15 protein-coding genes and 2 pseudogenes are annotated in these 17,922 nt (G+C 58.7%); 7 read left to right on the top strand and 10 right to left on the bottom strand.

Translation table 11 applies throughout. The features are described from left to right. The first annotated feature begins 353 nt into the window (after positions 1-353). From OIK40_RS08905 to OIK40_RS08895, 3 genes are all read left to right on the top strand, one after another. Positions 354-644 (top strand): hypothetical protein, encoded by a 291-nt coding sequence (locus tag OIK40_RS08905; RefSeq protein ID WP_273677929.1) that lies wholly within the window; start codon positions 354-356, stop codon positions 642-644. A gap of 362 nt (positions 645-1,006) precedes the next feature. Further along, entirely contained in the window at positions 1,007-2,236 is a 1,230-nt protein-coding gene (locus OIK40_RS08900; RefSeq protein WP_273677928.1) for a hypothetical protein, read from the top strand. Positions 2,237-2,963: 727 nt separating this feature from the next. Further along, entirely contained in the window at positions 2,964-3,596 is a 633-nt protein-coding gene (locus OIK40_RS08895) for a tyrosine-type recombinase/integrase (protein ID WP_273677926.1), read from the top strand. A 444-nt stretch (positions 3,597-4,040) separates the two neighbouring features. Here the strand turns inward: OIK40_RS08895 and OIK40_RS08890 are convergent. The 5 genes and pseudogenes from OIK40_RS08890 to OIK40_RS08870 all read right to left on the bottom strand — a co-directional run. Further along, positions 4,041-4,418: pseudogene (locus tag OIK40_RS08890) on the bottom strand (OmpA family protein); the annotation flags it as partial. Positions 4,419-4,637: 219 nt separating this feature from the next. Continuing rightward, positions 4,638-6,437 (bottom strand): annotated as a pseudogene (locus tag OIK40_RS08885) (cation:proton antiporter); the annotation flags it as partial. Positions 6,438-6,625: 188 nt separating this feature from the next. Beyond that, entirely contained in the window at positions 6,626-6,865 is a 240-nt protein-coding gene (locus tag OIK40_RS08880) for a hypothetical protein (protein ID WP_273677925.1), read from the bottom strand. A 36-nt stretch (positions 6,866-6,901) separates the two neighbouring features. Beyond that, positions 6,902-7,234, bottom strand: a complete 333-nt coding sequence (locus OIK40_RS08875) for a hypothetical protein (protein ID WP_273677924.1) — start codon at positions 7,232-7,234, stop codon at positions 6,902-6,904. Positions 7,235-7,315: 81 nt separating this feature from the next. Then, complete coding sequence (locus tag OIK40_RS08870) at positions 7,316-7,555, bottom strand: cold-shock protein (protein ID WP_273677923.1); 240 nt, start codon at positions 7,553-7,555, stop codon at positions 7,316-7,318. 637 nt (positions 7,556-8,192) lie between these two features. On the opposite strand from OIK40_RS08870, the gene OIK40_RS08865 reads away from it, so the two are divergent. After that, positions 8,193-8,555, top strand: coding sequence for a hypothetical protein (locus OIK40_RS08865; RefSeq protein WP_273677922.1), 363 nt, complete (start codon positions 8,193-8,195; stop codon positions 8,553-8,555). A gap of 54 nt (positions 8,556-8,609) precedes the next feature. Here the strand turns inward: OIK40_RS08865 and OIK40_RS08860 are convergent, their stop codons facing one another. Together OIK40_RS08860 and OIK40_RS08855 are read right to left on the bottom strand one after the other, a co-directional pair. After that, on the bottom strand, positions 8,610-9,326 hold the full coding sequence (locus OIK40_RS08860; RefSeq protein WP_273677920.1) for a hypothetical protein: 717 nt from the start codon (positions 9,324-9,326) through the stop codon (positions 8,610-8,612). After that, a complete protein-coding gene (locus tag OIK40_RS08855; protein WP_374211802.1) occupies positions 9,323-9,811 on the bottom strand; it encodes a sigma-70 family RNA polymerase sigma factor in 489 nt (162 codons plus the stop codon). The genes OIK40_RS08860 and OIK40_RS08855 overlap by 4 nt, the downstream gene beginning before the upstream one ends. 84 nt (positions 9,812-9,895) lie before the next feature. Between OIK40_RS08855 and OIK40_RS08850 the strand changes: the two genes are divergently transcribed. The 3 genes from OIK40_RS08850 to OIK40_RS08840 all read left to right on the top strand — a co-directional run bounded on the left by OIK40_RS08850 (position 9,896) and on the right by OIK40_RS08840 (position 14,362). Then, complete coding sequence (locus OIK40_RS08850; RefSeq protein ID WP_273677917.1) at positions 9,896-11,140, top strand: S8 family serine peptidase; 1,245 nt, start codon at positions 9,896-9,898, stop codon at positions 11,138-11,140. Positions 11,141-11,243: 103 nt separating this feature from the next. Next, positions 11,244-12,137 (top strand): hypothetical protein, encoded by an 894-nt coding sequence (locus OIK40_RS08845; RefSeq protein ID WP_273677915.1) that lies wholly within the window; start codon positions 11,244-11,246, stop codon positions 12,135-12,137. Between the two features lie 653 nt (positions 12,138-12,790). Continuing rightward, positions 12,791-14,362, top strand: a complete 1,572-nt coding sequence (locus OIK40_RS08840; protein WP_273677914.1) for an amino acid permease — start codon at positions 12,791-12,793, stop codon at positions 14,360-14,362. A gap of 399 nt (positions 14,363-14,761) precedes the next feature. On the opposite strand, the gene pal is transcribed toward OIK40_RS08840, so the two are convergent. From pal to OIK40_RS08825, 3 genes are all read right to left on the bottom strand, one after another. Beyond that, positions 14,762-15,274, bottom strand: a complete 513-nt coding sequence (gene pal, locus OIK40_RS08835; protein ID WP_273677913.1) for a peptidoglycan-associated lipoprotein Pal — start codon at positions 15,272-15,274, stop codon at positions 14,762-14,764. Positions 15,275-15,547: 273 nt separating this feature from the next. Next, positions 15,548-16,243, bottom strand: a complete 696-nt coding sequence (locus OIK40_RS08830) for a response regulator (RefSeq protein WP_273677911.1) — start codon at positions 16,241-16,243, stop codon at positions 15,548-15,550. Further along, positions 16,240-17,712: a sensor histidine kinase gene (locus OIK40_RS08825; RefSeq protein WP_273677909.1), complete on the bottom strand. Its 1,473-nt coding sequence runs from the start codon at positions 17,710-17,712 to the stop codon at positions 16,240-16,242. Before OIK40_RS08825 ends, OIK40_RS08830 begins: the two co-directional genes overlap by 4 nt. Positions 17,713-17,922 lie beyond the last annotated feature (210 nt).

Raw genomic sequence — 17,922 nt, 5'->3', positions numbered from 1 at the left:
CAGCAAGGGCGAATACGGCGCGGCAGGAATCCACCCAGTTGCAGTCATCAGCGAGATCCGAGCTCGATCCCGAAAGCCGCCTGACGGCTTCTGGCGCAAGCAGACGTTCATCCCTCTAATCGGGAATGACTAGGCCTGTGGCGCAAGCAGACGTTCATCCCTCTAATCGGGAATGACTAGGCCTGGGTCGAGAGCGGCCGGAAGCTCTTGGGACTTAGACGTCGTTCCCGGACGGCATGCTGAAGGACTGGTTTCGCCAAAAGCGGTCAGTCAGCTTCGGCCCGGATCCTATCAAAAGCCGAAATTCTGAAACCGACCCCATTGCGGACGCAGTTAGGTTGTGAGACTGTTTTATGATGAAACGCAAAGCCAATATGGCGCTTTACATTTTTCGACAGAGAAGCCGCTTCAGAACGGTCTTTACGACAGCGAGTGTGGCGTGTTTTGTATTGATAACGGCCGATTATGCTCAATTCATCGATCTCCCAAAGATCGCGAAAATTCCGCTTTGGGTTGGGATGCTTTTCAGCGTTTTTCGCTGGGCCATTTGCGAAGGATTGATCAAGCCTGCCCATCAGGCGTCTCACGGTGGGCAAGCCGTCGCCAATAAATCAAAGCCCAATCTGCGTGATAACAATAAATAGACATCGATTAAAATTTGCTATCAAGTCAGCATATTCATTTTTAGGTCATCAAGATCGGCCAATGCGCCTAAATGGCGATTTACCCAATTGGGACGCTGAAATGACAGATTCTTTTGTCCGAAGAATAAATTTTAGATCGAATTCACGAGAAAATAAATTTTATTATTTTCAGTTTAACTGATCGAAATCATTGATTAGATTTGATATATAAATGACTTTAATGAATTATCTCAGAAATTTCTCTGTGAAATATTATTATATCTTATTAAAGTCTTCGAATTATTTCATTGTAATTGAAAATTGATTTAGTTTCATTAGAGATTTCAATTCATTTATGGCAATATCAATATCGGAGTAGAGTTATGCCGAAAAAAATATCTCTACTGATAGCCTCGATCATGTTGGTTTTTTTCAACCAAGATGCTTTTGGTAATGAAATTAATTCAGAAAGCCCCCTTGTTGAAATTAAATTTACGAAGGATGGTCTCGAGGGGGATGGTGGCGAGATCATTCGTGAACAGCTCGGCGGTGCACAGTTTGTGATGATTGGTGAAGCGCATGGACATGCCGACGCGGCTTCTTTGGTAGCGGCTCTTTCGGTTGAGGCCCGCGAACCTGGTTTTCAATACTATGCCATCGAAGTCGGACCATTCAGCGGAAATTGGCTGCGCGACATACTCTCTCAGGCAGGCAGCAATGGACTAGCCAAAGCGCTGCGAGGTAGGCCGCTTGCAATACCATTCTTAAACTCTCGCAATGAGGCTGAGGCGGCACTCGTTTATTCGCAAGAGGGAAGGCTTTGGGGTGTTGACCAGGAGTTTATCGGATCACCTCTTATCCATTTTGAGAGCCTTCTTTCAATGTCGCCGACTGATCCCGATTTCATCGCGACTCTCTTGGAGCAAGAACGCACTGCCTTCGCGAACGGCAATCAGGGAGCTATATTCTTTGCCAGAGCTTCGGAGGCGGACTGGGAGAAATTGCAAACCAACTTTAATGGCAATGCAGATGCATTGGAGCGCATTGCGGCCATGCGTAAAAGCGCTTCGATTTACCGATTGTTTTTTATGGGACGCGGCCTCGAAAGCAATCTTGATCGCGTAGAATTAATACGCTCGAATTTTCTTTCATTCTACCATGCTGCTGAGCGAACCAATCATTCGCCTCCAAGAGTCATCATGAAATTTGGTGCGACACATGCTGGTCGTTCGACATCTCCGATTTCAACATTTGACTTGGGGTCATTGGTCGAAGGAATGGCTGCTGAAAACGGCATGGAGGCATTGCACATTGCTTACATGCCAATCGGAGGGGAAACCTTGGCGGTGACCCCGTCTGCAAATAGCTCTTTCGAGGTCAGGCCAGTCAGCGCCGCAGAATTGAGGGCAATGCTCGAGGCAGGCGGAATCGATCTAACAATGATCGACGCAAGCGAAGGGCACTTTCTCATAGATCTTGAGGCGGTTAAACGCCGGTTGGGAGATTCGGGTCTCGCAGGTCTAGATCCTATGTCGCGGTTCACGGTGCTTGGCTTTGATTACCTTATCACCACGTCAAAAGCCTCGGCCGCAAGCCCATTGGCAGATCACTAATCACTTGGGCCCATTCCGTCCAATTTAGCTGAAGCGTAAATAAGGTCGGCTTGCCAGCCAGCATCAGTCGTGAGCGGGGCCGAAGTTCAAGCTCGAGCCCCGTCCGGCAGCTTCGATAGGCGTCTCGTCAGTAGCCGACGTTCTGAAGTTGAATCCGTTACAGACGACCGGAGCCGTCTATTCAGATCTATGCTTCGACTTAAATCATTTGGGTAGAAAACCAGTGAATTTTGATTGCCAACAGGCGATGAGAATTTACAACTGAATATGTTTTGCGTACCATTTTGAATCTTTTTGGGGGACAAGAGATGCCCAAGTCCACTACCTCTAGTGCAAGCCTAACCAGCGGTCTGGTTCTTCTGGCTGTCTCATGTGCCAATATTGGCTATGGCCTTTGCATGCTTGTGAACGAGATGGAGAATGCAGCGCTACCTCTTGGAATCGGAGCGATGCTTGCTGGTCTTTCAACAATCCTTATCTCGCGCGCTGTGGCAACTGAAAGCAGGACGCCGCCCAAGACTGATTAGAGGCAGCTTTCCACCCACAATCAGCCATAAACGGGGTCGGGGCCAGATCCCGAAAGCGGAATGGCGGATTCTGGGGAAACCAGACGTTCGATCAGGGGTCCGTGAACGACGGGGTCTGGGTCGATCAGCGACCCACCATTTTCAACCATCCGGCCTACAGACATTCTTCTGGTGACCATTCTGGTCGCTGGAGAAGAATCATGGAGATGCCTGAAACTGAAATGACCGCCACAAGGCGCCCAGTCTGGAACGCGGGAAGGAGTGTTGGCGCGAAGCGCGCGCTCAAGCCGAAGCAAATATGGGAGATCCGTTTTTTCCTCAACGAACGCCGCCGCTTGCGTGATCGTGCGCTGTTTGACCTCGCGATTGATAGCAAGCTGCGCGGCTGCGACCTCGTTCGAATGAAGATCGGCGACATCGTCAACGGAGGGCAGATCCGAACGCGCGCAATCGTGATGCAGCAGAAAACAAGCCGTCCTGTTCAGTTCGAGGTTTTGCCGGATGCCCGTGCCAGTCTGCTGGCCTGGCTTGAGCGCCGGGGTGGCACCGTGGACGATTATGTCTTCCCAAGCCGGGTCGATCGGAACAGGCACCTCAGCACCCGCCAATATGCCCGACTGGTTGACGAGTGGGTGACCGGGATTGGCTTGATCCGATCCGAATATGGCACACATTCTCTGCGGCGAACCAAGGCGTCGATTATCTACCGAGCGACCGGCAATCTGCGCGCCGTGCAGATACTCCTTGGTCATAGCAAGATCGAGAACACGGTGCGTTATCTGGGGATCGACGTCGAGGACGCGCTGGCCCTCGCCGAGAACACGGAAATTTGAGCACTCGGCTCCTCGTTAGCGGCGAGGAGCCGACCCTGCGGCACTGGGACTCTTGTGCCGGTGGCGATCGGCGTGTTGAATGACCTGCTTGGCCAAAAGCTGACGCAACCCTGCTCGGACCGTGAAAGGCGGCTATCGCAGGTTCGGCCCCCAAGAGCAGCCATTCGGCAAGCGACCCCATTTCTTAACGCCTGCAACCCGCGAACCTGCCGTTCGGCGCGTCCTCGTTTCGGTCATTAGCTTCTTTCTCCGCGCTTCCCGAAAGCGGCTAGAGAGGCTTTACGGTAGCAATGGTTGATTACGGTCGACGCATAGACCCATGATAAGCTGAAACCCGCTGATCCGTCGGGACAGGTGAGATAGAACAAGCCGGCCGCGTCACTACGTCAGCGCACAAATTGCTGTTACATATTGAATCAGCCGAACTGGCTTCCACCCGTCGGCTCATTGATCGACCATATCTTCAGCCAGAGTCGGCTCACGAGGCAAGAGCTTTGCTCCTTGGGCGGCGATCACGCGCACCTCGACCCTGCGGTTGGCGCGTCGTCCCGCTTCGTTCGGGCTACCGTCTGACAATGCGTTGGGCTGCACTGGGTTCTGCTCACCAAAAACAACCAGCGTCATGCGCTCTGCTGCGATGCCTTTCTTCATGAACCAGTCGCGAACCGTCTCGCCCCGTTTGAGCGACACCGACAAGTTTGCGGCATCGGTTCCCGTAGAATCGGTGTGTGCGCCGATATATATTTTAGCCCCTTCGGTAAGCTGCGGGCTTGCCATTATCTTCTGCAACTCTTTGATCCCTGAGGCCGGCAACTCCGCGGAAGCGTCCTCAAAGCCAATCGTAACTTCTAACGGCTCCAAGGGACGATCAGTTGGCTTGGGATCAACAACTTCGGATCGCATAATGGAACTCGGCGCTGGTTTGGTCGGTTCTATGGTCGGCCCGGCTCGATCCTGCGAGCGGTCACCGCAACCGGCGAGAATCATAAATGCAAGCAAGACCGGCAGAATTTTCATGCTCCCGTCTGCTGCGGTGGGGCGTTTGCGAGCAGAACGCTGCTTGGCGGGAGCAAAGCTGATGACGGTATCGCCAGGACCCGGGGAGGGCCGTGCTGCATGGGTAAAGAACTGCATTCGGCCATCTTTCTTCAACAGCAATAGTATGTTTGCGGAGGGCGGGAGGACGTCTTTGGCATCGTCGAACTTGAAGTTCTCCGACAGCTTGGTTTTGCGTAGCTGCCAGCCTTGCTCAAGCCGTTCATTGATTTCATCGACGCCATAGCCAGCTTCGAAAAGCGCGCGCCCGCGCAGAGATTCAGGCATGGCCTGACGATCATTGTGATCGCCCGGCTCGCCGAGCTGATAGACTGAATCCCGACCGATTTCGTATGCGAATTCGCTACATACCAAAGTGTTATATGCTTCGTTTTCCGAAGCCGCGACCAACACCTGATAGGGTGCAAGGTCAAGATTGTGCTCAGTCGCTTCGTTGAGAATTTCTCCGTGATAACATGGCAAATCCTTGCGGCGGGCGGGAGTCAACCGTTCCCAACTAGAATCGACAATCATGACCGGTGTTTTCAACTCGCGCATGAGTTCGGCCAGTGCGATGGTCCAGGGCGTGCTTCCCGCAAGCAGTAGGCCAGGACGGGTTTCCCCTTTGACACCTAGAAGTTTCGCCGCGAGATCGATGGTAAAGCCGTGGGCTAGAACCGTGGTGACTACCACTGCGAAGCTCAACCCGATCAGGACATTGCCATCCTCATATCCGAGCTCGGAGAGGCGCAGTGCGAACAGGCCGCTGATTGCGACCAAAACAATACCGCGCGGAGCGATCCAGGCGACGAACAAGCGCTCATTCCACGGTGTCGAACTTCCCAACAAAGTCAGCAGCACCGTTGCTGGGCGAACAATGAACAGCAGGACCAGAAGAAACAATCCAAAGCGCCAGTTCAGATACGCCAGATCTGACCACTTCAAAGACGCCGATAACAGAATGAATATGCCCGAGACCATCAGAATCGCGACCGTTTCTTTGAACGGATGGATCGAGCGCATCGACTGGACGTTCATGTTGGCCAACGCGATGCCCATCACTGTCACCGCCACCAGTCCGGCTTCGTGCTCTATGGTGTTCGAAAGCACGAAGATCGCAATGACCGTCACAAAAAGGACCGGCACTTTGAGATATTCCGGCACCAGACCGCGCGGATAGGACCAGGCAATGAAACGGGCGGCAAGATAGCCAATCAACCCCGCCAACGTGGCAGCCAGTAGCAACGGAGGAATGATTTCAATCCAGGTCGCTCCGGTCACTGAGAGGCGGAAATACTCGTAAGCGATGACCGCGCACAAGGCACCGGTCGGGTCATTCACGATCGCCTCCCATTTGAGGAGCGATGCCGGTCGGGCCTGAACTGTCGCCTGGCGAAGCAGCGGCATAACCACCGTGGGGCCGGTCACGACGAGGATCCCTCCGAACAGCACCGCGACGGGCCACACCAGGCCTGCGACTGCATAAGCAGCCGCTGCGCCGAACAACCAGCCGAGCGCAACACCGACTGTGGCCATCCGCCAAACAGCGCCGCTCGTGTGTCTCAATTCTCGGAAATTCAAACTGAGGCCGCCTTCAAAGAGCACCAACGCGACGCCAATTGCAACCATCGGCTCCAGCAATTCTCCGAAAGCATGCTCAGGATCGAAGATGCCAAAAATTGGTCCAGCCAAAAACCCTGCGGCCAACATGAGCACGATCGCAGGACGGTTGGTGCGCCACGCCAGCCATTGGGCGCCAATGCCCAAGACGCCGATAATCGCGATGACGATCGCCTGTTCTTGCATCAGCGCCAAGTCTCCTCAGAACATGTCAATACACGAGAGAGCTGTATTTTGTCCCAGAAAGGAAGGGCAGCGCACTCCTGCTGAGGTAGTGGACCGGCAGACTAGAAAAACCGCTAGGTCTGCTCTAATCGCTCGTAGAGGAAAATTCGCGAGGTCATCTCGCAGGCTATGACTGCGACGGCAGTGCTCTACTGGCCGCACGCCTTCTGCTGGACTTCCCGCTCAATCGACCTGAGGAAAATAGCCCCATATTGCTCGGTCGAGCTGAAATCTTGTTCGTATTCGCCGATGTTATGCCCCGACCCAAATGCCGATTTGAGCCGCCCAAGGATGTCTGGCTGATCCTCTGCGAGAAAGCGGATCAGGGTGCGAAGGATGCGTGCATGGGCGAGAACCCTGCGCTCAAGGTCTGTTTCTTCGGCTTCCATGCTCGGTCTCCGTTGGGTTGCGCAGCCTGACGATGATCACGGTGAGCGATGCTTTGTCTGTCGTTCAAGCTCGGCTACTGCGAGATTCAGATCGGAATAGACGTAACGCCCGACGCGGTACTCCGGACGCATTGTCATTGTCACACCGGGCGGCAAAGCCATTTCGGAAGCTGGCATCGAACCACCCTCGCTTTCCCATGACTCAAGCTCGTCGGTGCTCTCTGATGCATGGTGTTCGCGCAGGCGCTTGATCCGATCCGCATAGTCAGCGACCCGCGCGGATTGTGTCCGATTGGCCGTCTTTTCGCTCGAAGTGCTGCTCTCCATCACAGCCCGCTGGTGGGCGTTTAGCAGTTGGTTCAGATCCATGATGATTAGCGCCTTTTTTAGACAGGCTCGACAGTGAGAGGCCGAACGCGCATTTCAGCGCGCCCGGCCGCGCCTCATTGATCAGCCTTCCTGCTGCTGCGCCTGCTGTTGCTGGCGGTCCTGCTGGAGATTGATCGCGTGGGGCCTCCCACCATCAACCTGCCGGGTGTCGTAACCGTAGCGATCGCCTGCCTTGGGTTCGGCGGCTTCCTGCTGGAGGTCCGCCTTGACGAAGTCGAGAGGGGCTCCGCCCCGCTCGGGAGCGATGGTTCCGCATCCCTTGCCGCTGTCGTAGTTCTTGATCTTGCCGAAACTGGTCATGGCCATATCCTTTCCACGTGGCGCAGGCGGCCAAAAGCGACCGCTTGTGCGCGGGCTAGAAGGCGAAATGGAAAGTAGGGAGGGGCTCTTAAGTGGCCCTCGAGACCGTCGATCACGACTGGTAGCTGTATACAAGATGGTGCTTGCTGCCGCCGAAACAAGGGCACAGCGTGTGGAGTCTTCCTAGCACTTTCCGATTGCCACCCAGTTGCAGCCATCAGCGGGATCTAGCCGCAATCCCGAAAGCCGCATGTCTGCTCTCGGCAAAAGCAGACGTTGAGCCTGATCATCGTGGATGACTTGGTTTGGGTCGGCAGCTGCCGCAGTCCTAGTGGCGGCTGTGACTCGCTTCTGGAAAATTCCCGCCGTTCAGGAAGCGATCCCATTGCGTTCATTGCGCCCACCGTAGGCATGTGAATTGCACTCAATGTTACGCACCCCTTCGGGCGACCTTCCAGTTGGGTGCAAAGGCAGGCGTGCCGCGTCGTTGCAATGCGCCGATGCGATCCGAACCGTCCGGCATGCTCAGTGAACGAGGGAATGAATCACATATCGCTTGAATTAAATCGCGAAGCCCATCCGTTTTCCATTCGACCGGTTCGAACAGCGCCGGGAGACACAGAAACGGAGAACCCCCATGACGTCTTTCAAGATTGCTGCCGCTCTCACGCTTGGCCTGCTCGCTTCGGCGGGCCAGGCCGCCATCTCGGGCCTGATTGAAGAGAAGGTTGCTCGTGAAGAAGAGCAGCTGATTATCAACACGCCGATTGCAGGGATCGAGAACAAGCTCTGGTTCGATTACCGCATCGACATCACCGAAGCGCAGAAGGAACTGCGTTCGGATCTCAACCGCGCCAGCGACATCGAAGATCTGCGCGACGCCTGGGAAGAATATGCCCGCGAACTGCGCAAGGAACGCATTCACTACATCAAGGAGATGGCCGAGCGCGGTTATCGCTCTGGCACCGTGTCGGTGGAGACGTCAGTCTCGCTCCGTTGATGAGGCATACGGGGCGAAGGGGCCGGCAGCGATGCCGGCCCCTTTTTCGTGCCATCAGGGCTTCCAGCCGCGATCCTTTGCCGCCTTTTCCGCATCGGCATCGAGCGCGGCGCCCGCGGCCATGTCCTGTGCAGCTGCTAGCAAATCGGCCTCGCTTCCAGCCTGCCGGAACTCAGCCCCGGCACTCTCGCCCAGCGCGAATTGCTGTTCGATCTTCCAGCCGATGTCGTCACGGCAGGCGATCCCGCCTTCGGTGCCGCCCCGCCACGCCCGGCACAGCCCCCCACCATCGCGTTCAAAGCTGAGTAGAATGCGGGTCTTCGCGTCGGCAGGCTGGGTGGCAACCAGCTGGCTGTCGAGCGCGGCGGCCAGCGCCGGTTCGGCATAGCCAACGGGGCTCACGCCGTTCCACGGTTGCAGCACCGCCAACACCAACGAAGCGGCGAGCGCTGGCCCGGCAATCGGCCCCCAACGCCGCAGCATTGGGACGAGGCCGCGTTTCTGGCGCTCTGCGGCGAAGCTGATTACTTCGCCACCATTCTCCTCGCTCTTGCCTTGCGCGCCTGAAAGCAGCGAGGCGAGGCGCGCCGGGACGGCCTGTTCGGCAATGGGCGCGTAATGCGCAGCCAGCCGGGCCTTGAGCGCGCGGTGCGCTTCGATCTTGGCGGCCAACGCGGGATCGGCGGCGACGGCTTCTGCAACCCGCGCTGCCTCAGCCCCTTCCAGTTCGCCGTCGGCATAGGCGGCGAGAGTGTCCTCGGTAATGCTCATTGCGCTGCCTCCAGCATTGCCAAAAGGGCATCGCGCCCGCGCACCAGCCGCGAATTGAGCGTGCCGACCGGGCAGCCGACGATCGCGGCTGCTTCCTTGTAGGAATAGCCCTCGACCATCACCAGAAGCACCGCCTCGCGCTGGTCGGCGGGCAGGCGCGCCATCGCGCGATCGACCATCGACAGCTCGACCTGTGCTTCCTGGCCGCCATCTGCCCCGACCGCAAAGCCTGCTTCCTCGTCCACGAAGGTTTCGCCGCGGCGCGTGCTCGCCCGTCGCTCGTCAATGAAGATATTGCGCATGATCCGATACATCCAACTGTCGAGCCGGGTTCCCTCCTGCCACTGGTCGCGGCGGACGAGAGCGCGCTCGATGGTCATCTGGCACAGATCGTCGCCATCGGCAGGCGAACCGGCAAGGCCGATCGCGAACTGCCGCAACCGCGGCAGCAGCTCAAGCGCCTGCTGTTCGAAGCTTCTGGACAGCGTTTTGTGCCTTTCTATGGGATGAAACGGCTGGCGGCATTCGTTTCATCCATGCTTAAGACGAAATAACCGAAGGAAACAGCCATGCGTCCGCTTCTGCCCACCATTCTGGCCGTGCTGGCTGTGGCCGCACCGGTTAGCGCGCAGCTGCAACTGCCGCGCGTGCCCGACGTGGGCGGAGTGGTCGGCAATGTCACAGTCACGCTGGACGACACGCTTGAGACCACCGACCGCCTGGCCGCGCGCGAGGCGCAGCGCCTGCTGCGCGTCCGCGACCGGACGCTGGCACGGCTGCTGCGCCAGAACAGCGACCTGATCGAGCGTGACGCGCGCGGGGATCTCGCGCGGCGAGGCGAGTTGCTGGCGATCGAGGCTTCCGCAGCGCAGATCGCGCAACTCGAAGCGGCGGGGTTTCGCTTGCTCGGGATCGAGCGAATCGAAGGGTTGGACATCTCTGTCGTGCGGCTCGGGATACCTGCAGGCCAATCTCTCGCAGAGGCACAGGCGCGCGCCGCACAGCTGGCACCGGAACTGGAATTGAGCGCGGATAATCTGCACTTCGCCTCCGGAACGGTTCCTGCGGCTTCCCCCTCCGGCTCCATCGCCGTGTTGCTTGCCACCGCACAGGACGTGCAAACAACCGTGCCCGTCGGCATCATCGATGGCGCGCCGGCCAAGGCCGTGCCGGTTGCTGCGATCAAGGGGTTTGCCGAAGGTGCGCCAAAGGCATCGGACCACGGTAGCGCAGTGGCGAGCCTGCTGCGCGGGGCTGGGGTGCGGACGGTCCGAGTGGCGGATGTCTATGGCCAGGATCCCGCAGGCGGCAATGCGCTGGCGATTTCCAAGGCCCTCGGCTGGCTTTCTACCAGCGGCTGTAAGGTGGTGACGATCAGTCTCGTCGGGCCCCGCAACCCGCTGGTTGAACGCGCGATCAAGGCGGCGCGAGAACGTGGCATCATGATCGTCGCAGCGGTCGGCAATGATGGCCCCGCCGCACCGCCCGCCTATCCTGCATCCTACGACGGCGTGCTGGCGATCACCGGCGCGGACCGCAAGGGTCAGGCGCTGATTGAGGCCGGACGGGCGCTGCATCTCGACTATGCTGCTCCTGGGGCGGACGTGTATGCTTTCGACGCGAAGGGACGGGGCAAGCTGTGGCGTGGCACCAGCTTCGCCACCCCGCTAGCTGCCGCTCGGCTGGCGGCCGCGTTGTCATCAGGCAAAAACTGGCGCGCCACGCTCGATGCGGAAGCGCGCGATCTCGGCCCGAAGGGCGCCGACGAAAACTTCGGCCGCGGGCTGCTTTGCGAAGGCTGCGGCAGGAAGTGAGACGTTTTTTTCGCCGGGCGTGAATTAAATCCGAAAGCCCGTCCGTTTTCCTTTCGAGCGAGCGAACACACCGGCTCGCTGTAACTGACGAAAGGACATGGACATGAAGAAGCTTATTCTTGCAGCAAGCGTTCTCGCTCTCTTTCCTGCCACCGCAAATGCACAGCTGCTGGGCAGCGGAGGCCTTGGTGGCGGTCTCGGCGGCACCATCGGCGGAACGCTCGGCGGCACCATTGATAACACGACGCGCAGCGTGCGCGGCACGGTCGACGGCACGATGCGCGGTGAAGGCTCGACCCGTGGCAGCCAGGCGGTTGATGCGCGGCGCGGCACGGTTTCGGCCGAGCGCAGCGCAGGCGGTTCGCTGACCGGTTCGACCTCCAGTCTCGCCGACCTGGTGGTGCCGCCGGTGAGCGGAATGGCGAGCGCGAACGGAACCGGTTCGGCAAATGGGCAGGGATCAGCCAATGCTCAGCTTATCGGAACCGATAGCGTCACTGGCGCGGTAATGCCCGCGGCACAAGACACGCAGGGTCTGGCCCTCAACGCTGCCGGAACCGCCACGGGAACGGCGAGCGGCATGATCGCTGCAGCCCCGATGCCCGCGCTTCCCGGTCTGCCCGCACTCCCCGTCGGCGGCAGCGCCGGCGGTGAAGGCAATGGCGCGGCCGCGGGCAATGGCTCGGCGTCGCTTGCCAATCCGCTGCTGGCCGCCGCTGGCTCGGGGGCTGCGGCAGGCCAGGGAGTTACTTCGGTTGCACCCGGAATGCCGGTGATGACGCCGGAAGGCGCCTCGCTCGGCGAGGTCCGCGAGGTTGTCGCCAATGGTCGCGGCGAGGTCGAGCAAGTCGTGGTCAAGCAGGGCAATGTTACCCGCACGCTGCCTGCTGGCATGTTCAGCGCCTCGGGCAATGCGCTGGTTGCGGGTAACGCCAGCGGCAATGCGGCTGCCGATAGCGCCGAGCGCTCGCCTGCCGAAGGCGCTGAAGCTGAATGACGGACTGACCCCAGTGCCGCTGCAGCAACCCGATCTGCGGCGGACTGAAAACCTGAGGCGGTTGCTGCGAGCGACCGCCTCCTTTTTTCTCCAGGTCTTTTCGCGTCCCCCAGTCTGAAGATTAATCCTCCCACGGCCGGAGCGATCCCAAGCCGAGAAAAGCAGAAGATCAGCTTCACATCCATTAGCGGTCATTCGGCCCGCAACCCGCATCGCCCGAAAGCGGTATGGCGGCTTTCGGCGGAAGCTGACGCTCAATCTGCTGATTGTGGCCGGCTGGGTTTGGGTCGGAAGCCGTCACCCCTTAGATCGGACCGCGAATGGCCGCTTCGCCTCGCTTCTGGAAAATTCCTGCTATTCCGGAAGCGACCCCATGCCAGTCATCCGATAGAACATCGCGTGAGAGTAGCGCCTACCCGAACAGAGCGGGCGATGACCACCGCTAGTTTCCTAGCAAGGAATTGCGGCGCCGCGAGGCTCGGACGGTTTGCCGCAGAGACGATCGGGGTCGCCGTGGTAGAGACAAACGCTAATCTACGGGTAACGTAAACGGTTGCCATTTTCCTGTTTCCGATTTTTCGGGCGCGATGATAAAGGCAAGCGCGACCGGCAGGACGGGGATCGGCCGTTTCGGGTCACGGAATATACCCCACATGATTTTGGACCGGGTGAAGCCGCTGGATGCCATTCTGGCTGCGGCTCGCAAAAAGTCTCTGAAGCGCACTATGAGTGGGCTGCAACTGATGCTGTTCGGCATCGGCTGCATCATCGGCACAGGCATCTTCGTCCTTACCGCCGCTGGCGCGCAGAAGGCGGGACCGGGCTTGATGCTTGCGTTCGCCATTGCCGGACTGATCTGCATTGTCGCAGCGCTCTGCTACGCCGAGATCGCCTCGACAATTCCCGTTTCAGGATCCGCCTACACCTACACCTACGCGACTATGGGTGAGTTTTTGGCGTGGACAGTGGGCTGGGCTCTCGTTCTCGAGTACGCCATCGCGGCAAGTGCGGTTTCGGTTGGCTGGTCAGGGTATTTTACCGGCACGATCCTCAAAGAGACCTTTGGTGTCGAATTGCCGGCATGGTTGGCTGGGGGACCGCTTGTGTTCGGAGGAGTGGAGGGCGGAGTGATCAACCTGCCCGCACTGGCCATCGCTTTGCTAGTCACCTTGCTTCTGGTGATCGGGACAAGCGAAAGCGCCAAGGTGAACGCGGTTCTGGTGGCGATCAAGGTCACAGCCCTCACGTTGTTCATCGCCTTGACGCTGCCTGTGGTTGAGATTGAACGGTTCAATCCCTTCCTGCCCGCAGGAGTGTTTGGCGGGTGGGGTAGCGGTGTTGGTGCCGTGGGGGCGGCGGCTACGATTTTCTTCGCGTATGTCGGTTTTGATGCCGTTTCGACCGCGGCCGAGGAAACCAAGAACCCGCAGCGCAACGTGCCAATCGGTTTAGTTGGATCACTGCTGTTTTGCACATTGTTCTACATCGCAGTAGCTGCCGGCGCGATCGGAACGATTGGCGGGCAGCCGATCATGGGGCTAGGCGGCGTTCCCTTCCCAGCGGGTTCGGAGGAACTGGCGCGACAATGCGCGCTGCCGCAGCATGCCGCCGCGTTGGTATGTTCGGACGAAGCGCTCGCCCATGTGCTGCGTCAGATAGGCTGGTCCAGTGTCGGCAATGTGCTGGGGTATGCGGCTTTCATTGCCCTGCCTTCGGTCATTCTGGTCCTCCTGTTCGCGCAGACCCGCATTTTTTTCGTGATGAGCCGCGACGGGTTGCTCCCCGAAGCCCTCAGCCGCGTCCACCCGAAGTGGCACACGCCTCACGTCGTAACAATTATCACGGGCAGCGTGGTGGCGTTCGCCGCTGCCTTCCTGCCGGTTGGCAAGCTGGCCGACATCGCCAATGCCGGAACGCTTTATGCCTTTGCCATGGTCGCCGTCGCCGTGATGGTCCTTCGCAGGAAGCGGCCCGAGGTAAAGCGTCCGTTCCGGGTTCAAGGGTTGTGGCTCGTCGCTCCGGCGACGGTAGCTGGATGCATCTTTCTTTTCCTCAACCTGCCGAGCGATGCAATGATCGTCCTGCCAGTGTGGACGATCGCTGGCGCAATGATCTATTTCGTTTACGGGCGGAACCGCAGCCATCTGGGGCACGGCATCGTCGAGGTTGTCGATAATATCGAGGGCGACGAGGCGCTCGTCCCGATCGATCCGCCCCGATCTTAGTAGCTAACCGACTCGCTTTTGCTTCGTTGGACAGGCGAAGCTGGCCAGCATTTTAGTGAACAGCTCTTCACTATAACGCGGGGAAATAGACATTCGCCTTTCCACCCATCACTGGCCGTGAGCGGGGCCGGTGCGCGATCCCAAAAGCCTCTGGGCAGCTTCAGAGGGTGTGTCGCCAGCAGCCGCCATTCTCAAACCGACGCCGAAGCGGCTGTTCCGCCTGCGGGTTCTGATTAGCGGCAAGTGGCTCGATTGCTGAAAAGCCAGTTATAACGAGATGCCGGCCAAAACTGGTCACCAGCCTGACAGGGGAAGGCCCTCATTACAAATCGATTGAGAAGCTGCCCGCCGCCATAAGCGGCGGCGGGCGCCACGCGGTCAGTCGACGATCCGTGTGCCTCAATCGATCGTGATTGTCACCGCGCGGCGGTTTCGGGCCCACGCGCCCTCGTCGCTGCCTAGCGCAGCGGGGCGTTCTTTGCCGTAACTGATGACCGTCAGGCGGGAGGCGTCGATCCCCAGCGAAACGAGGTAGTTCTTGGCCGCGTTAGCCCGGCGCTCGCCGAGCGCTAGGTTGTATTCGCGCGTGCCGCGTTCGTCAGCATGGCCTTCGATCCGGGCCCGCTTCCCGGGATAGCGGACCAGCCATTGCGCCTGTGTCTGGAGCGCGGCGGCGTCGATATTGTCGATGTTGAAGCGATCCGTATCGAAATAGATCGTGTCCTGCCCTTTCATTTGCTGCGCGAAGTCGGCTTGGCTGCCCGGCACAATTGCGGAAGATTCGCCATAGTTTCGCTCGGGCTGCATCACACCGCTTGGCGCAGGCGGGAGGGTTTCAGGCTTCTTCTTGGCACAACCACCGACAGCAAGCGCTAGCGCGGTCACAAGGGCAGTGCACAGAATGCGGTTCATGTCTTTTCACTCCATTGAGGTTGCCTCACGGGCATACGCTCGATGAGAGTTATCGCGCTGATGCGGCAGGTGTTACTATGGTATTCTTATGGGGTGAGATGGCGGTGAGGACGCGTGAAAATCCCGTGTTAACGGTGTTGATCCCCAAGCCTGTAATGGTCAGGTGTCATGAGCAGCCAAAACATGGCGCTTCCTGGCATAGTGCGATAGCCGGCGGGTTTTTACCGCCCCCCCGCAGTAACGCCCAAAGGCAACCCGCCGGCTATTTTTGAATCACGCGATCGGCCGCAAAACGAGATTGAGCCGATAGCCCACACCGGGTTCGGTCAGGATCAATTCTGGGTCCGCCGGGTCAGCTTCCAGCTTGTCCCGCAACAGCGCGATGTAGCTTCGCAGATATTGCCCCTCGATCACCGGGCTCGACCAGCCCGCAATCATCAGCTGGCGCTGGGTCACGACCTGCCCCGAATTGCGGGCAAGTATCTCGAACAAGGCAAATTCCTTTGGTGACAGGCGGATCGGCTCGCCCATGAGCACGATTTCGCGTCGGCCAATGTCGAGCGTGAGAAGATCGGAGACATAACGCGTTACCGAGGGGCCGGACATTTCCATACGCCGGCGCTCGGCCACCCTTATCCGTGCCAGAAGTTCATCGAGACTGAACGGCTTGTCGACATAGTCATCCGCGCCCTCATCCAGTGCGCGCACCTTGTCTTTTTCCAGATGGCGGGCCGAGATCACGATCAGCCCCGCGCCGGCCGTCTGCTTGATCGGATGAATCAGATCACACCCGTCAGTATCGGGCAGTCCGAGATCAAGCAGCACGAGGTCGAGCACCGCACTGCCTATGGCTGCGAGCGCTTGGACTCCATCATTTGCTGCCAGCACTTCATGTCCGATCGATTCAAGCACCGGACGAAGCGTGTCGATAATGGATTGCTCGTCGTCGACGATAAGGATGCGCATCATGCCGCAATCATCCCCGTATTGGCCTTCAGCACAGGCAAGGTGACGACGATCCGCGTGCCTCGGTCTGCGTCGAGCGGGGACTCGATGGTGATTGATCCGCCGAAGGCTTCGACAAAGCCCTTGGCGATGAACAAGCCCAGTCCCATGCCGGCCTTGCCGCCGTTGCGCTTGCCCTTGAAGAATCGCGTGAAGACCCGCTCGCGCTCCTCTTCGAAAATGCCGGGACCATGGTCGGTAATGACAATCGTAGCCGTGGTGGGATCGCTCTCGAGCGCAACCGTCACCGGTCCCGCCTCACCGCCGAACTTCTGAGCATTGTCGATCAGGTTGTAGATCGCCTGTTCGAGCATTGTCGCATTGGCTCTGACAAAATGGTTTTCGCCCGACATGAGACGCTCCACCTCGACGCCAGGATGCGCGGCACGTGCGTTCTTGATCGCGAGGCCGGTGATCTCGGCAAGATTTACGGGCTCCAGCCGATCCTCGGCAATCCCCGACTGAATCTGACCGACGTCGAGCAGCTCGGCCGTGTAGCGGTCAAGCCGCCCGCATTGCTCGAGGATCGCTGAAAGCAGGCGTCCCCGCTCCTCCTCCGGCAGATTGAATTCGGCGGAGCGCAAAGCCCCCGCTGCAGCCTGAATGACCGTGATAGGGGTGCGCAAATCGTGCGACACGGATGAAAGCAAGGCATCCTTGAGAGCCTCGCTGCGCATCCGGGCACGAGCTTCGGCCAGTTCCTCCAGAAGCAGACACCGCTCGACCGCAAGCGATACCATGGTGGCGATCGACTGGAGCTTGGACGAGGCGTGCCTGTCGAGAATGCCATCGGTCAGCCGGAACTTGACAAACCCCAGAGAACCGCGCGCTCCGTTGAGCTCGATTATGGCCAGCTTGGCCTGGCCCGCCGGCCTCAATTCATCTTCATCCAACAGCGGCTTTAGGGTGTCGAACTCGACTGCGCCGGTGCTTGGTCGCCAGTAGGCCTTGCCCTTCGTGAGAAAGATTTCAACCGACATCACGCCCTGTCGCGGAATGACGCCGCGCAATGCTGTCTCGACTTCCTCGACCTTCACCGCGGACTGGAGACGATCACTGACGGTCAGCATGAAGGCTGTTTCCGACTGGGCTTCATAGGCCTTTCGGGCCGAATCCTTGAGCCTGCCGACCATGATCGCGGCCAGAACGGCGCTGACGTTGAAAGCAATGAGAGGCACCGCCTCATCGGCCGAAGCGATTCCAAACCGGAAAGCCGGTCCACTCAGAAAGAAATTGTAGATTAGCGAAGCAGTCGTCGCCGCAATCAGCGCGCTCACGACACCTGAACGGAAAGCGATCACGATCACCCCGGTCAGGAATATCAATACCGCGGTGATCGGGCGCTCGGCCAATTGGGCGATGTATGTGCCAAACACTGCTGCGCCGAATATGGCGGAATCCAGCACTGTCCTCGCCAAGGTCCGAACCTTCATGGCCACCTTCCCGTTCAAACGTGTGTTCCGCATGGATAGCGCACTCAGGCGAGCAGGGCACCAACGGCATTTATATGACGGCTCGGCGCGATTTGGCGGCGCCGCTGCGTAAAAACGGCATAAAAAAGCCGTGGTAACGATCCTGTCGAATCTACCCTAGTCCCTCGCGTCGAGAGCACGGGCGCGAAGTGTTTTTCCGCGAAACCGGGC

The sequence above is a fragment of the Erythrobacter fulvus genome (assembly GCF_028595285.1).
GTDB lineage: Bacteria > Pseudomonadota > Alphaproteobacteria > Sphingomonadales > Sphingomonadaceae > Erythrobacter > Erythrobacter fulvus.
The sequence above is the reverse complement of the archived record's forward strand: the minus strand, read 5'-3'. Positions and strand labels throughout refer to the sequence as shown.

Excerpts from the sequence above, each read along its gene's own strand:
- OIK40_RS08865 (WP_273677922.1), top strand. The coding sequence starts at position 8,193 with ATGACGTCTTTCAAGATTGCTGCCGCTCTCACGCTTGGCCTGCTCGCT.
- OIK40_RS08870 (WP_273677923.1), bottom strand. The coding sequence starts at position 7,555 with ATGACCAGTTTCGGCAAGATCAAGAACTACGACAGCGGCAAGGGATGC.
- OIK40_RS08840 (WP_273677914.1), top strand. The coding sequence starts at position 12,791 with ATGATTTTGGACCGGGTGAAGCCGCTGGATGCCATTCTGGCTGCGGCT.
- OIK40_RS08880 (WP_273677925.1), bottom strand. The coding sequence starts at position 6,865 with ATGGAAGCCGAAGAAACAGACCTTGAGCGCAGGGTTCTCGCCCATGCA.
- OIK40_RS08895 (WP_273677926.1), top strand. The coding sequence starts at position 2,964 with ATGGAGATGCCTGAAACTGAAATGACCGCCACAAGGCGCCCAGTCTGG.
- OIK40_RS08900 (WP_273677928.1), top strand. The coding sequence starts at position 1,007 with ATGCCGAAAAAAATATCTCTACTGATAGCCTCGATCATGTTGGTTTTT.
- OIK40_RS08860 (WP_273677920.1), bottom strand. The coding sequence starts at position 9,326 with ATGAGCATTACCGAGGACACTCTCGCCGCCTATGCCGACGGCGAACTG.
- OIK40_RS08875 (WP_273677924.1), bottom strand. The coding sequence starts at position 7,234 with ATGGATCTGAACCAACTGCTAAACGCCCACCAGCGGGCTGTGATGGAG.
- OIK40_RS08830 (WP_273677911.1), bottom strand. The coding sequence starts at position 16,243 with ATGATGCGCATCCTTATCGTCGACGACGAGCAATCCATTATCGACACG.
- OIK40_RS08825 (WP_273677909.1), bottom strand. The coding sequence starts at position 17,712 with ATGAAGGTTCGGACCTTGGCGAGGACAGTGCTGGATTCCGCCATATTC.
- OIK40_RS08850 (WP_273677917.1), top strand. The coding sequence starts at position 9,896 with ATGCGTCCGCTTCTGCCCACCATTCTGGCCGTGCTGGCTGTGGCCGCA.
- OIK40_RS08845 (WP_273677915.1), top strand. The coding sequence starts at position 11,244 with ATGAAGAAGCTTATTCTTGCAGCAAGCGTTCTCGCTCTCTTTCCTGCC.
- OIK40_RS08905 (WP_273677929.1), top strand. The coding sequence starts at position 354 with ATGATGAAACGCAAAGCCAATATGGCGCTTTACATTTTTCGACAGAGA.
- pal (WP_273677913.1), bottom strand. The coding sequence starts at position 15,274 with ATGAACCGCATTCTGTGCACTGCCCTTGTGACCGCGCTAGCGCTTGCT.